The following is a 13,883-nucleotide window of genomic DNA, read 5'->3' on the forward strand; positions in this document are numbered from 1 at the left end:
TGTCTACTCTTTATATTGAAAATCTATGTTGCCTTAACGGATTTATAACAAACATATTACTATTGAGTGACAAAGGTTAATCGTATTTGAATTTATGTTACACAATTTATATAATAAAATTAATATCTTTAAAATTTTTGTAGGAGTGGGGGGATTTTATCAATACCTTCAATATATTCTTAAAACGACTTTATACTAAAAAGTATTTTCCACCTTTTATTACATTCATTTTAATTTTACTTAGTTCCATTGCTATCTTAAGCTTAACAACGAGTGAATTAATGATGATAGAAAAAGAGTCTGTCGTTTTAAGAAGTCAACCAGCAACAAATAGCCAAGCCATTGATACCATCGATATAAACTCTACTGTGAATGTTATATCCGAACGAAATGGTTGGTTACGAGTGCGTTATAAAGGAACATCTGAAGGTTGGATTCCAAAGTGGTTACTTGATAACGATAATTTAGTAACTGATCAAAATCTTGCCGCTCATTTGCTTGTTGTATCACCAATATATTCTGAGCAAACAACTGATTCACAGCAGTTAGCTGACATTGATGCGGGCACTTATTTAATTGTTAATTTCGAAAGTAATGGCTGGGTGCAAGTTGTCTATGAGAACCAATATGGCTATATTCCAACGAGTTCTGTAGAGTTAATCCATCAAGATGCGATTCCTGAATCAGTACCTGACCCTGAATCAACAGAAGAATCTTTACCAGATGAAATGACGCAAGAAGAATTAGAAGAAGCTGAAAGATTAGTAATCGTACGACAAGAAAACCAAGCCTTCTTATCAGCACCGGATTTATATTCGGACATCATCTATACACCATCTATCAATCAACGCTTTAAACTCATTGATATTACTACTGGTACAGATGAAACTGAGTTCTATTTGGTTGAAGATGAAACTGGTATTAGAGGATACATTGAATCTCGTATCGCTGCCCTTGGAAGCGACTCGTTAAATCATGTCGGCACAACCAATCCTGGTTCCTTAGCCGACGCAACCATAATGATTGACGCAGGTCATGGTGGCGAAGATTCTGGAGCGATTAGCTTAGATAATATTACATATGAAAAAGATGTTACTTTACGGACAGCAGAAATCTTACAGGAGAAATTGGAAGCTGCTGGTGCGACTGTTCTTCAAACTCGTTCAACTGATGAATTCGTTGACTTAGATGAGCGAACAATCCTAAGTAACGAAGCCAATGTCGATGCATTCTTATCACTTCACTATGATTCGTCACCTGTGCCTGATTGGCACGGGACCACGACTTATTATTTCCATGAAGATGACTTTGATTTAGCTGATAATATTAATCAACAACTGGCTCAGTTTGAATTGCCAAACAATAACGTTGTCTTTGGTAATTATCATGTTCTAAGAGAGAATAATCGACCAAGTGTTCTATTAGAGCTCGGATATATGAGTAATAGTACTGATATTGATTATATTCGTTCTCAAGAATATCTTGATCGTATTACTGACTTAATTGTCGCTGGTTTAGAAAATTACTATAATCAGTAATATAAATATAAAAATGACGCTATCACATTCAACGTGATAGCGTCATTTTTATTGATTTATAAACTTCTATTTTTTGAATCTAAGAGAATTGTTACCGGACCATCGTTTATAATTGATACTTTCATATCAGCACCAAACTTTCCGACTTCAACTTTGTAGCCGTACTCTCGCAAAGCTTGGTTAAAATCTTCATACAATGTGTTTGCCATATCAGGCTTCGCTGCATTGGTAAAACTTGGCCGGTTCCCTTTTTTTGTATTACCATATAAGGTAAATTGGCTAATCGATAGAATATCTCCACCAACATCTGATAAAGAAAGGTTAACTTTACTGTCCCCATCTTCAAAAAGTCGCATATTGGCTACTTTTCTAGCTAAGTAAGCAACATCTTCTTGAGTATCCTCATGCGTCACGCCAACTAATAACACGTAGCCTCGGTCTATTTGTCCGAAAATTTCGCCGTCGACTTTAACATGACTCTCTAAACTTCTTTGAATTAAAACTCGCATCATAACAACCTTTCTTTTGAACTATCAATAACTATTGAATAAAGAATATTATCCCGTCACACGTTTTACTTCATAGACATCTGGTATATTTTTCAATTTATTAATTAAATCATCTAACTGCATCGTATTCGAAACAGCCACTTTAAGTGATACTGTAGCGGAACTATTTTTATCTCGTTTCCCGTTAACACTTAGTAAACTTTTCACTGTATGGCTGACAACATGCAGAACATCATTAATTAAGCCGGCTCGATCAAAACCAATAATGAATAATTCTGTGATATATTCTTCGGTTGGTTGGAATTCTTGATCCCATTTAACATCAATTAATCGATCGTTTAATTCCGTTTCTGCTAACAAATTAGGGCAATCTTTACGGTGAACTGAAATCCCTCGTCCACGTGTAATATAACCAATAATTTCATCACCAGGAACTGGATTACAACATTTACTTAAGCGAATCATTAAATTATCGGCACCTTCAACCACAACACCACTCTCATGGACGGTTCTTTGGCGTTGACGATTTGAAGCCTCTTTTGAAATAGTTGTGTCATTATCAAGCATTTCTTCTTCAGCTTTTTCTTGTTTTAAATCTAAGAAGTTAATTATCGTTGACACACTAACCTCACCTAATCCAATGGAAGCAAATAAATCCGTTAAAGTATTGAAGTTAAAGCGCTCTAATAAACTAGCTTCGACTTTTTTATTATTTAATACTTTTAGTGAGTGGCCTGTTTCTTTCAGTTCTTTTTCTAAGATACTTTCGCCAAGTTCACTATTCTCTTCAAGGTCTTGGAGTTTAAAGAACCGTTTAATTCGGTTGCGGGCTTTACTCGTATTAGTAAACTTCAACCAATCACGACTGGGTCCGTTCGAATTTGAATTAGTCAATATGTTAACAATGTCACCATTCTTCAGTTTATAATCTAAGGCGACAATTCGTCCGTTAACTTTAGCACCAATTGTTTTGTTCCCTATTTCGGAGTGAATGTGATAAGCAAAGTCAATCGGACCAGAGCCTGTTGGAAGTTCCATCACTTCTCCGTTTGGTGTAAATACATAGACTTGATCTTTAAATAAATCTTCTTTAACAAAATCCATAAATTCACTGGCATCTTTAGCATCATCTTGTAATTCAACTAAATCACGGAACCATGTCATCTGTTTATTGATACTATCTTCTTCATCAACCTTACTTGTCTTACCTTCTTTATAAGCCCAATGAGCTGCCACCCCATATTCAGCAACCATATGCATTTGTTTAGTTCTAATCTGAATTTCAACGGGTTTGCCACTCGCTCCTATAACGGTCGTATGAATCGATTGATACATATTCGCTTTTGGCATGGCAATATAATCTTTAAATCTGCCAGGCATTGGCTTCCACTGCGTATGCACAGCTCCCAATACAGCGTAACAATCTTTAATTGAATCAACAATGACTCGAATAGCTAATAAGTCATAAATATCATCAAATTCTTTTCTTTGGTCCACCATCTTACGATAAATAGAATAAATATGTTTCGGTCTTCCTGAAATATCTGCTTCAATCCCTAACTCTTCAACCGCAACTTTAATCTCATCAATTGTTTCTTGAATAAAGTTCTCGCGTTCCGTACGCTTCGTGTCCATCTGATTCACAATTGAATAGTAGTATTCTGAATTAACATAACGCAATGCAATGTCTTCAAGTTCCCACTTAATGGAGCTAATCCCTAAGCGATCAGCTAACGGTGCATAAATATCAATCGCTTCTTGTGATTTCTCAATCTGCTTTTCTTTACGCTGAAATTTCATCGTTCGCATATTATGTAATCTATCGGCTAATTTTACGATAATTACTCGTAAATCTTTACTCATTGCGAGTAACATTTTTCGATGGTTTTCGGCCAAAGCCTCTTGTTTACTTTGGAATTTCAATTTACCTAGTTTAGTAACTCCGTCAACTAAAAATGCAACGACTTCACTAAATTCATTCCGGATATCATCCAATGTTCGATCCGTATCTTCAACGACATCATGTAAAAAACCTGTAGCGATTGTTGAAGGATCTAATTGTAACTCTGCCAAAATACCTGCTACTTGAATGGGGTGAATAATATAAGGTTCACCGGATAAGCGAAATTGGTCTTTATGAGCTTCCGTTGCATAATCAAGCGCACGCTGAATAAACTCCAAACTACTGTCATTCATGTACTTTGCACATAAATCAATTACCTCTTGTGCTGAAAAATCTTGTCCTTGCAAATTTATTCACCTCACTTCTTAAAATATAAGCGCAATTATAACCTAATTATACTCATTTAACAATATTGTGTTTTTTTCTTTGTATTTCATTATAACAAAAGACTGTGCCTTTGTTTAGCACAGCCTTTATTTGTGTTTTAAATTAGCTTAATAGTTATCATTAGATGTCGATAGTGTTCCTGATACAATTGCGATTCCTTTTGAAGCTCCAATACGCGTTGCTCCAGCTTCAATCATAGCGATGGCTTCATCATAATTACTTACGCCACCACTTGCTTTAACACCTAAATCTGGACCTATGGCTTCACGCATTAATTTAACATCAGCTAGCGTCGCTCCTCCAGTAGAGAATCCAGTTGAAGTCTTAACAAAGTCTGCTCCAGATTCTTTAACGACTTCTGATGCTTTACGTTTCTCGTCATCTGTCAATAAAGACGTTTCAATAATTACTTTGGTTGTAATTGACTCATCAACCGCTCCAACAACTGCTTTGATTTCTTCTAGAACATAAGCCCAGTCTCCATCTTTAGCACGAGAAATATTGATGACCATATCAATCTCATCTGCGCCATCTTTGACAGCTTGTTGTGCTTCAAAAACTTTTACTTCCGTCGCATTTGCGCCTAAAGGGAAACCAATGACCGTACAAACTAAGCTATCTGAGTCTTTTAATAATTCTTTGGATTTTGCAACAAATGCTGGGTTAATACAAACTGATTTAAAATTATATTCTGCTGCTTCTTGGCATAATTTTTCAATTTGTTCCTCAGTTGCATCTGCTTTTAATAAGGTGTGGTCAATATATTTTGCTAATTCCATTCTATCTCCTCTTTCTATACTTCTAAATGATAACTCATTGCGCTTAAAGCGTATATAGGTGCCGTTTCGGCTCTTAAAATCCGTGGACCTAAACTACATTCAATATACCCTACTTCTTTCAATTTGGCTACTTCTAACTCTGTTAAACCACCCTCTGAACCAAAGACGATGATTAAATTATCCCCTGCTTGAACTTCTTTCAAGGTTTCTTTAAGTTGGCCGTGTTGTCCTTTCTTAGCAGTCTCTTCATAAGCAATTAATTTATGCTTATAATTATCGGCTTCTTTTTGCAAAGTATCAATGGTAGATAAATGATTAATCTCTGGGATCACATTACGGTGGCATTGTTCTGCTGCTTCTTTACTAATGCGTTCCAGTCGTTCGATTCGGTTACTAATTTTATTACCTTTCCACTTTACAACATCTCTGTCCAATGCCAAAGGGATAAATTCATTCATCCCGCATTCGGTTGCCTTTTGAACAATTAAATCAATCTTGTCATTCTTTGATAAACCACAAGCAATAGTTACTTGAATGGGTAATTCAGTTTGTTGGTCTTCTAAAGCATTTATAATTCGTAAGTTTGCTACGTTATCTTCAATTGTCTCTATCTTTGCTTTATAAGCGATATTTGTTGAATCTACGATTATAACTTCGTCATCAATCTTTCCTCGCATCACTCGAACAATGTGATGATTATCAACTTTTTCTAGTTGAATCTGTTGATTAACTTCTAGGGCTTGATTTGAAAAATAACGTTGCATTAGTCCATATCTCCCTTAACAACAATATAATTTACCCATTCTCTCATCTGAGTTTTTTGATAAATTTCAAAGTTGTGAGTTTCAATTGCTTCTTCAATAAACGACGCTTTCTCATTTAAAATACCGCCTAAAATCAGATACCCATTGTCATTCAGCAATTTATGAGCATCAGAGAATAAATTTACTAGAATATGCGGCAAAATATTCGCAACAATGACATCCGCTGTTTGGTCAATCCCTTTTAGTAAATCATTTTCAATAAAGCGAATTTTTTGCGCGTCGATTAGATGACTAATCATTTCATGATTCTTTTGGGCATTTAAGTTACTAATGGCAGCATTGACTGCTTGAGGATCAAAATCCATCCCTAACACTTCTTTAGCTCCAAAAACAGAAGCAATAAAACTTAAGATTCCTGTCCCAGTGCCTACATCAAGAACGGTTTCTCCCCCTTGCATAACCATCTCAAGTGCCTGAGCACTAAGGCGAGTTGTCGGGTGATTCCCAGTACCAAAAGCAACGCCTGGATCCATAAAAATGACTTGTTCAAACGGTGCAGCTTCATAATTATCTTGCCATTCAGGCACAATGGATAAAAAGCGAGAAATTCGCTCTGGTTTATAATATTGCCTCCAATTTTCATGCCAATTTTCAGTTTCTAAATCAGCCACTTCAATCTTAAAATCACTTGTTCCAACAGTTTTTAATTGTTCTTCAAGTTTTTCTAAATCAATCTCAGATTCATAATAACCAATCACTTCGACGGGATGATTTAAGTAATCTTCAGGTAGTTCTTCTGGAATTTCACCAAATAAATTAGGATGATTTTCTAAATACCCTTGTGCATATTTAATTTCATTGCCTACTGCACCCGCTTCATTTAAATAGTAATTGACTAAATCTATATCCACTGTTTGCAAGGAATCTAACGTTACTTTTATTTCTTTCCATATTTTATCCATATTCAACACTCCTTAATTAATATCTTCATGATGTGGAAAATAAATGGGCGTTTTACTATAGCGATTGCTTTCAATTAAGCGGTTTTGGATTGCTTCAAAGTCACTCCATTTCCATTTCAATGAAAATTCTTCCACATCCGTTTCTGAAAGAAAATCAAGCCACTTGACATCAACAGAAGACGATAATTTTTTTAAGTATTTAACAATTACTAAACATTTTCCGTAATCAATTCCACGCTCACTATTCACTGGTATTGACACAATGTAATCCTTATCACTGAAGCGTTTATAACCGTCCTTGTAAATCATAATTTTTATATTATATACGAGGTCAGTTTGATGGCTGATGTTGTCATAATTATCTATAAAAGAAAGATTATTCGGATTTTCTAAATTCATTTGGAATATTAACTCAATCGCATTCTCTCGCTCTTGCCATTCAATAGCCCATTCACAATGAAAATAAGACTCCTCAATAAGTTGTTCAAACACATTTAATATATTTGCTCTATTCATTCATACACCACCTATTTAATCATTACATATTATGACTGATTTTCTAAGATAATTCAATTTAATTAACAACCACCAAGCTTATAATATGACATTAAAATTATTTGTTTTTTTCTCGCTATGTAGATATATTTTGTGAAAATATCATTTTACCCTTGTTATTCAAGACTTAACGCATTATAATGGATTAGCAATTTGTCTAATTTCATGGCATAATAAATGAAATTTAGTCTTTAAACTTAAACAAAATCGCTACTTTAGAGTTTTGCTTTGATATTTATTCAAAGTCATAGTAAACTTATAATGTGATTAATCTAAAGTGCCATTCTAATAAAAATATATAATATACGAGGTGAATATAATGGCAGAAAAAAACTTAACAGCAAAAGATATTTTGCAAAAAGAGTTTAATAAATCTGTTCGTGGATACAATACTGCTGAAGTTGATGAATATTTAGATAGTATCATCAGAGATTATGATTCTTTCCAAAAAGACGTAGTTTATTTAAAAAATGAAAACGAACGTCTCATCAGTAAAGTGGATGAATTAACTAAACAACTTGCTTTAGCTAAGAAAAGTACACCAAACTCTCCAGGGAGTGGCGTGACAAACTTTGATATCTTAAAACGCTTATCTAATTTAGAGAAGCATGTTTTCGGTTCGAAAATTGACAACACGGACAATACGATCGATTACTCTAAAGCAACAAAATATTAATAAATGACTGAGTAAATTTCGGATAATCGCGGTTATTAAATTAACTGAGGAAAGTCCATGCTCGCACAAGCTGAGATGCTTGTAGTGTTCGTGCTTAACGAAAAAATAAGTTAAGGTACCCTATTAGGTTAACGGCGAAAGAACTATCTAAGGCTTCGGCTATGATTTAGTAATTTGTAAAGTGCCACAGAGACGACGCTTATAGGAAACTATAAGATTGGAACGCGGTAAACCCCTCGAGCGAGCAACCCAAACATTGGTAGGGGCATTTCTTCGAGTAGTAAATGAACAAAAGAAGAGAACGATATTATTATCGTAGATAGATGATTATCCATTATCCCTAGTTCCTATGCTAGAGATAATGACAGGACATGGCTTATAGAAATTTACTTATTCATAGGATTATTTAATTGACTCTGGAATCAGAGTCTTTTTTTATGTAAACTTAAAGCGTAATAAATATTGGAGTGAAAATTATGAAAACTTATTCGTTATTAGCAACTTCAGCGGCTGGAATTGAAGCCCTTGTTGCTCGAGAATTAAAATCATTCGGTTACGAAACTCAAACTGAAAATGGACTGGTTCGTTTTGACGGAACTGCAAAAGATATTGCCTACGCTAACCTTTGGTTACGTACTGCAGATCGCGTAAAGATAATCTTTGGTGAATTTGATACAAAAACATTTGACGATTTATTCAACCAAACGTATGACTTACCTTGGGAAGATATTCTTCCGATGGATGCAGAATTTCCAGTAAGTGGAAAATCAATCAAATCAACATTACACAGTGTTCCTAATGTGCAACGTATTGTTAAAAAAGCCATTAGTAAGCGACTGATGGACTTCTATCACCGCCGTACTGACTTACCAGAAACTGGTGCCCTTTACCCGATTGAAGTAGCCATTAGAAAAGATCACGTCATGTTAACTTTAGATACAAGTGGATCAAGTTTATTTAAACGTGGGTACCGTGAACATAAGGGAACGGCTCCAATGAAGGAAAATATGGCAGCGGCGTTAGTTATGTTAACAACTTGGCATGATGACCGTCCTTTATATGACCCTACTTGTGGTTCAGGTACGATCCTTATTGAAGCAGCTTTAATGGGACATAACATTGCCCCTGGTTTGAAACGTGAATTTGCTGGTGAAAAATGGGATTTAATGAATGAACATTCAGATATCTGGGATAAAACACGTCAAGAAGCTAAAGAAGCAGCGGATTACGATAAAGAATTACAAATCTATGGTACTGATGTTGATGGACGGATGATTGAAATTGCGAAAGACAATGCACGCGAAGCAGGTGTCGGTGACTCCATCGAATTCAAGCAAATGCAATTATCTGATTACCGCCCTACAACTGATTATGGAATCTTAATTTCTAACCCTCCATATGGGGACCGTATGTTATCAGAAGAAGATGTCCAAAACATTTATCGCCAAATGGGTGAATTATATGAAACGATGCCTACTTGGAGTAAATACATCATCACAAGTGATGATAAATTCGAAGAATTTTATGGTAAGAAGGCTACTAAAAAACGTAAATTATATAATGGCCCATTGAAGGTAACCTACTATCAATACTGGGGAACGAAGTAACTCATACCCTTGTAGATTAACAAAAAGCTTGTTGACTGGCGTCTTGCTAAATCAACAAGTTTTTTTATAATTGCTCTAATTCTAATTCGGAATATCTTATATCCTTTGCTATCTTTCCTTCTTTTCTCAATGCTTGCCTAGCTAAGGAATCTGCGCCACGATTTTGAGCTTCAGGAATCCAATTAGCGAAAAATGTAGGCGAATCATTCAATGTTTTTAATATATAATCGAGTAACTTTTTATATTCTTTATTCTTAGCAAATTTTTTGTCTATGGATTGGATGACAATTTTACTATCTGACTGATACATGATAATCTGATTGATATCAAGATGTGTTTTAACAAAGTTTAAAGCACCGATTAATGCTAAAAACTCAGCCACATGGTTATCAACGACTTCAGATATATGTATTTTAATTAATTCTTGTTGTTTACCATGATTGATTTGGATTCCGATACCGGACTCTTGAGTTTTAGGATTAAAAGCAGCATCTGTACTTATTTTTATCATTTTTGACCTCTTATTCTTTTATGAAAGGAACTGACTATGACTGATATCACACCAATGCCTAATAATGCTGAAAATTATTATAGAAAAGCAAGCAACGCTCTAGAAAACAACCAATTCAATAAAGCGATTCAATACTTAGAAAGTAGTTATAATCTTGAATCTAACCCACTCGTTTTCACTGAATTAGTTAGATTATATATTGCTTTTAACAAGCAAGAACAGCTAACTAGATTATGGGAACAGGACCAATTTACATTGGATTTTATCTCACAATCCTCAGAGCTAACAAGTTTGTATGCCCAATCTCTACCGATTATGAGCCCAACGAGCGAAAGTTTAAATAAATTATATCAATTGAGAGATTCAATTCAAAGTTCAACTGCGACGACTGAATTAAATAAAGCCATTACAACCATTTCGGATTTATTAAATGTAAAGCAAGAAATAAATGCTTTAACAACTAAAGAAAGAATTGAGGCATATGCGAAACAGTTACTAGAGAAGTCCCATTTTGAAGTCTTATCTAAATTAAAACTCGTTTATCAAACTGATTTAGACAAGAATTTACCACTTCTGAAAGTACTTCTAAATGATGACAATCTTTTGAATTTTATTAAAAATGACATCTTACATTATATAATTATTAATGGTGAGTTTTTAGATATTGACTATACGTGGCTAAATGTAGAGAAGCATATCCAAACGAAACAGTTAAAGCCTTATACAAGTACGGACTTTTATCAAACAGGTATACGGATCATCGAAGATTATTTCTCACAAACTGATCCTCACTTTGCTAAACAAATTCTAGAATTGTTCAATTTGCATGCGATGGTTTTTTATCCTTTTTATGATGAGGCTATTTCAGATCCACAAAAATGGTTAAACTATACATTATTACAATTCGGCTTAGAAAATGAGATAATTGATATTCTTACAAAACAGGAAAAGGAGTATTACCAACTTGCTCAAGACGAATTAGCACAATTATTCCACGCGTAAATAAAGAGGCCCTCCACAATAAATGGAAGGCCTCTTTACTTATACTCTATCTAAATCTTAAAGAAATAAATTAAAGACATGCCTGACGATATTCAAGGCCTGCCTTTATTAATTTGTTGTCTTTACTTCTTCATATTCGAACATAATATCTTCGTCTTCCACTTGCTCTGGAAGCGATACAAACGATTCAATATCTTTGAAGTTTACAATTGTACGGTCTTCGCAAATATCACGCATCGTAATATCAGATTTACTCCAATATATCTCAACAACGGCACTATTAGTTAATAGTTTGATAATTATTCCGGTCATCTTACTATCTCTGAATTTAAACTCGATCTGATTACCAACTTCAGGACGAATTTTATCCTTTACACTTTCAATCTTGATAAGTCCTTTATCGTAATCAACGTCTAAAATCGCTGCAATACGGGATTTACTCGTACCTCTTCTTAGTTCACGCTCAATAATCTTACGTTCACTTGCTGTTACGTTTTCTGCACTCACGTTAATTCCCTCTTTCCTCGTTGACCTTAACGCTCACTAATACAATTATAACGTATTTTCAAATATATTGCTCACAATATGCTTTTTAGGTTTCACCAGTAATTAAAACGTCAATCGCTTGACCCAAAATCTCAATCTCTAATGGCAATTCTGGTCCATTATCCCCGTCGACGTTAGTAGTAATCGATTCATTATTGATTGACTCAATTTTAAATTTCTGGTCGGATAATCTGAAGATATTATCTGCATCTAAATTAGATAACCCAACCTCGAGTCCTGCTCGAATCGTACTTATTGGCGTATGTCCTTTTATTGCGGATAAGTAACCTTTACCGTCATTGTAATTGGCTCCTGGAACCATAAATTCAACGCCACCAATGCTGTTTGTTAGACCAACAAATAATAAATTTGTTTTAATATCTGTGGCCGTACCATCTGAAGCTGTCACTCGAACTTCATAACCTTTATCGGTAAAGAATGCTTTCATACCGTCTCTTACATAAGCAAGAGCGCCGAAGCGATTCTTATCATCTGAAGCTGTCGTCATTACTTCTTCCGCAATTGGTCCTAATGCAATTACATTAATAAATATACGATCATTTACTTTTCCAACATCTAATTTATCGATCGAAACAGTTTGAAAATCTTCAATCGCTTTTTTTGCGTTCATTTTATATCCCAATGCACGGCCTAAATCATTAACCGTCCCCATTGGAACAAAGCCAAATACCGGCTTATCTTGAGCTTCAATAATTCCATTTACCGTTTCTGACACTGTACCATCGCCACCTAAGCAAATGACTGTGTCAAATCCATCTTTTGTTGCATTTTTACTCCATTTTGTTGCATCGAATTCTTCTTCAGTAATTTTTATCTCAACTTTAGATTGATGATAATCTTCAAGAACATTCTTTAATTTTTGAGCATACTTTTCTCCATACCCTTTTCCTGCAACTGGGTTTGTTATTAACAATACGTTTTTCAGCATAAAATTCACCATCTTTGTGATATATTTATTATTATCTAAATAATATTATACCAATTTAGATAATAATTCACATCTATAATATGATTTTTCTATTACATTTATATGAATTTTAGCTAAAACCTGTTACCATTCTTGATTTAATAGTATAATATATATTCAGAAAACTGTAGTATGCAACTACAAGGAGGACAAATAATGAAGAAAGAATTTAAGGTGTTATTATACTATAAATACGAGACTATTGATGATCCTGAGCAGTTTAGAGAAGAGCATCTAGCCTTTTGTAAAAAAACTGGCCTAAAAGGACGTATTTTAGTTGGAACTGAAGGTATTAATGGAACTGTTTCTGGTACAATCGAACAAACAGAGAAATATAAAGAATTTTTACATTCTCTTCCAGGATTTGAGGACGTATGGTTCAAAGAAGATCCTGCTGATGACTATGCTCATAGTAAAATGTTTGTGCGTGTACGTGAAGAAATCGTTTCGTTAAACTTAGAGGATGACATCGATCCACTAACAACAACAGGTAAACATTTAAAACCAAAAGAATTCCGTGAAGCGCTAGAAGACGAAGATACCATTGTATTAGATACACGTAATGATTATGAATATGACTTAGGTCACTTTAAAGGTGCGCTTCGCCCTGAAATTCGTAACTTCCGTGAATTACCTGAATGGGTAATAAACAATAAAGAGAAATTCATGGACAAAAAAGTCGTTGTTTATTGTACAGGAGGCGTACGTTGTGAGAAGTTCTCTGGTTGGATGCTTCGCGAAGGTATCACAACAGAAATTGGCCAATTAGAAGGTGGAATTGATACATACAGTAAAGACCCAGAAACTCAAGGGGATTTATGGGAAGGTCAAATGTACGTCTTTGATGAGCGTATCTCAGTACCAATTAACCGCGTATCACCGACTATTGTTGGTAAAGATTACTATGACGGAACGCCTTGTGAACGTTATGTAAACTGTGCAAACCCAGATTGTAATAAACAAATATTAAGTTCAGAAGAAAATGAAGCAAAATATGTCCGTGGATGTTCACCAGAATGCCGTCGTCATCCGCGCAATCGTTTTGTAAGCGAGCATCATCTTACAACTTCTGAATGGCAAAATCGCTTAGAAGCCATTGGGGAATCTTTAGAGAATACCGAAACGGCTTAATAATAAATTTTAACAGGAAGATGGT

At 34.7% G+C, this 13,883-nt stretch carries 14 protein-coding genes and 1 other RNA gene; 6 read left to right on the forward strand and 9 right to left on the reverse strand.

Annotated elements, in window-relative coordinates:
- The first annotated feature begins 281 nt into the window (after positions 1-281).
- Positions 282-1,538 carry an N-acetylmuramoyl-L-alanine amidase gene (locus ACEN33_RS00285; protein WP_407089924.1) on the forward strand — a complete coding sequence of 419 codons (1,257 nt, stop codon included), beginning with the start codon at positions 282-284 and terminating at the stop codon, positions 1,536-1,538.
- A gap of 56 nt (positions 1,539-1,594) precedes the next feature.
- Here ACEN33_RS00285 and dtd read toward each other — a convergent pair whose 3' ends face one another.
- From dtd to ACEN33_RS00315, 6 genes are all read right to left on the reverse strand, one after another.
- Positions 1,595-2,047 (reverse strand): D-aminoacyl-tRNA deacylase, encoded by a 453-nt coding sequence (dtd, locus tag ACEN33_RS00290; protein ID WP_407089950.1) that lies wholly within the window; start codon positions 2,045-2,047, stop codon positions 1,595-1,597.
- A gap of 48 nt (positions 2,048-2,095) precedes the next feature.
- The gene (locus ACEN33_RS00295; protein WP_407094329.1) at positions 2,096-4,243 is read right to left on the reverse strand and encodes a RelA/SpoT family protein; all 2,148 of its coding nucleotides are present in this window, start codon (positions 4,241-4,243) and stop codon (positions 2,096-2,098) included.
- A gap of 201 nt (positions 4,244-4,444) precedes the next feature.
- Positions 4,445-5,116: a deoxyribose-phosphate aldolase gene (gene deoC / locus ACEN33_RS00300; RefSeq protein ID WP_407089923.1), complete on the reverse strand. Its 672-nt coding sequence runs from the start codon at positions 5,114-5,116 to the stop codon at positions 4,445-4,447.
- A 14-nt stretch (positions 5,117-5,130) separates the two neighbouring features.
- Entirely contained in the window at positions 5,131-5,880 is a 750-nt protein-coding gene (locus ACEN33_RS00305; RefSeq protein ID WP_407089922.1) for a 16S rRNA (uracil(1498)-N(3))-methyltransferase, read from the reverse strand.
- Positions 5,880-6,842 (reverse strand): 50S ribosomal protein L11 methyltransferase, encoded by a 963-nt coding sequence (gene prmA, locus ACEN33_RS00310; RefSeq protein WP_407089921.1) that lies wholly within the window; start codon positions 6,840-6,842, stop codon positions 5,880-5,882. The genes ACEN33_RS00305 and prmA overlap by 1 nt, the downstream gene beginning before the upstream one ends.
- 12 nt (positions 6,843-6,854) lie before the next feature.
- Positions 6,855-7,358 carry a DUF3013 family protein gene (locus ACEN33_RS00315; protein WP_407089920.1) on the reverse strand — a complete coding sequence of 168 codons (504 nt, stop codon included), beginning with the start codon at positions 7,356-7,358 and terminating at the stop codon, positions 6,855-6,857.
- Between the two features lie 358 nt (positions 7,359-7,716).
- Here ACEN33_RS00315 and gpsB point away from each other — a divergent pair, with 358 nt between their 5' ends.
- From gpsB to ACEN33_RS00330, 3 genes are all read left to right on the forward strand, one after another.
- Positions 7,717-8,073 (forward strand): cell division regulator GpsB, encoded by a 357-nt coding sequence (gene gpsB / locus ACEN33_RS00320; protein ID WP_138403948.1) that lies wholly within the window; start codon positions 7,717-7,719, stop codon positions 8,071-8,073.
- Between the two features lie 14 nt (positions 8,074-8,087).
- An RNA gene (gene rnpB, locus ACEN33_RS00325) (RNase P RNA component class B) lies at positions 8,088-8,457 on the forward strand.
- 92 nt (positions 8,458-8,549) lie between these two features.
- Positions 8,550-9,680, forward strand: a complete 1,131-nt coding sequence (locus ACEN33_RS00330) for a class I SAM-dependent RNA methyltransferase (RefSeq protein WP_407089919.1) — start codon at positions 8,550-8,552, stop codon at positions 9,678-9,680.
- A 64-nt stretch (positions 9,681-9,744) separates the two neighbouring features.
- On the opposite strand, the gene ACEN33_RS00335 is transcribed toward ACEN33_RS00330, so the two are convergent.
- Positions 9,745-10,191: a ribonuclease HI family protein gene (locus tag ACEN33_RS00335; RefSeq protein WP_407089918.1), complete on the reverse strand. Its 447-nt coding sequence runs from the start codon at positions 10,189-10,191 to the stop codon at positions 9,745-9,747.
- Between the two features lie 36 nt (positions 10,192-10,227).
- On the opposite strand from ACEN33_RS00335, the gene ACEN33_RS00340 reads away from it, so the two are divergent.
- Entirely contained in the window at positions 10,228-11,193 is a 966-nt protein-coding gene (locus ACEN33_RS00340; RefSeq protein WP_407089917.1) for a hypothetical protein, read from the forward strand.
- A 108-nt stretch (positions 11,194-11,301) separates the two neighbouring features.
- Here ACEN33_RS00340 and ACEN33_RS00345 read toward each other — a convergent pair whose 3' ends face one another.
- Both ACEN33_RS00345 and ACEN33_RS00350 read right to left on the reverse strand, forming a co-directional pair.
- On the reverse strand, positions 11,302-11,700 hold the full coding sequence (locus tag ACEN33_RS00345; protein WP_138403952.1) for a DUF2187 family protein: 399 nt from the start codon (positions 11,698-11,700) through the stop codon (positions 11,302-11,304).
- An 85-nt stretch (positions 11,701-11,785) separates the two neighbouring features.
- Positions 11,786-12,688, reverse strand: a complete 903-nt coding sequence (locus tag ACEN33_RS00350) for a diacylglycerol/lipid kinase family protein (protein ID WP_407089916.1) — start codon at positions 12,686-12,688, stop codon at positions 11,786-11,788.
- 195 nt (positions 12,689-12,883) lie between these two features.
- On the opposite strand from ACEN33_RS00350, the gene ACEN33_RS00355 reads away from it, so the two are divergent.
- Positions 12,884-13,858 carry a rhodanese-related sulfurtransferase gene (locus ACEN33_RS00355; RefSeq protein ID WP_407089915.1) on the forward strand — a complete coding sequence of 325 codons (975 nt, stop codon included), beginning with the start codon at positions 12,884-12,886 and terminating at the stop codon, positions 13,856-13,858.
- Positions 13,859-13,883 lie beyond the last annotated feature (25 nt).

It is taken from the genome of Ruoffia sp. FAM 24228 (assembly GCF_045528575.1).
Lineage (GTDB): Bacteria > Bacillota > Bacilli > Lactobacillales > Aerococcaceae > Ruoffia > Ruoffia halotolerans.

Excerpts from the sequence above, each read along its gene's own strand:
- ACEN33_RS00285 (WP_407089924.1), top strand. The coding sequence starts at position 282 with ATGATGATAGAAAAAGAGTCTGTCGTTTTAAGAAGTCAACCAGCAACA.
- dtd (WP_407089950.1), bottom strand. The coding sequence starts at position 2,047 with ATGCGAGTTTTAATTCAAAGAAGTTTAGAGAGTCATGTTAAAGTCGAC.
- ACEN33_RS00295 (WP_407094329.1), bottom strand. The coding sequence starts at position 4,243 with ATGAATGACAGTAGTTTGGAGTTTATTCAGCGTGCGCTTGATTATGCA.
- deoC (WP_407089923.1), bottom strand. The coding sequence starts at position 5,116 with ATGGAATTAGCAAAATATATTGACCACACCTTATTAAAAGCAGATGCA.
- ACEN33_RS00305 (WP_407089922.1), bottom strand. The coding sequence starts at position 5,880 with ATGCAACGTTATTTTTCAAATCAAGCCCTAGAAGTTAATCAACAGATT.
- prmA (WP_407089921.1), bottom strand. The coding sequence starts at position 6,842 with ATGGATAAAATATGGAAAGAAATAAAAGTAACGTTAGATTCCTTGCAA.
- ACEN33_RS00315 (WP_407089920.1), bottom strand. The coding sequence starts at position 7,358 with ATGAATAGAGCAAATATATTAAATGTGTTTGAACAACTTATTGAGGAG.
- gpsB (WP_138403948.1), top strand. The coding sequence starts at position 7,717 with ATGGCAGAAAAAAACTTAACAGCAAAAGATATTTTGCAAAAAGAGTTT.
- ACEN33_RS00330 (WP_407089919.1), top strand. The coding sequence starts at position 8,550 with ATGAAAACTTATTCGTTATTAGCAACTTCAGCGGCTGGAATTGAAGCC.
- ACEN33_RS00335 (WP_407089918.1), bottom strand. The coding sequence starts at position 10,191 with ATGATAAAAATAAGTACAGATGCTGCTTTTAATCCTAAAACTCAAGAG.
- ACEN33_RS00340 (WP_407089917.1), top strand. The coding sequence starts at position 10,228 with ATGACTGATATCACACCAATGCCTAATAATGCTGAAAATTATTATAGA.
- ACEN33_RS00350 (WP_407089916.1), bottom strand. The coding sequence starts at position 12,688 with ATGCTGAAAAACGTATTGTTAATAACAAACCCAGTTGCAGGAAAAGGG.
- ACEN33_RS00355 (WP_407089915.1), top strand. The coding sequence starts at position 12,884 with ATGAAGAAAGAATTTAAGGTGTTATTATACTATAAATACGAGACTATT.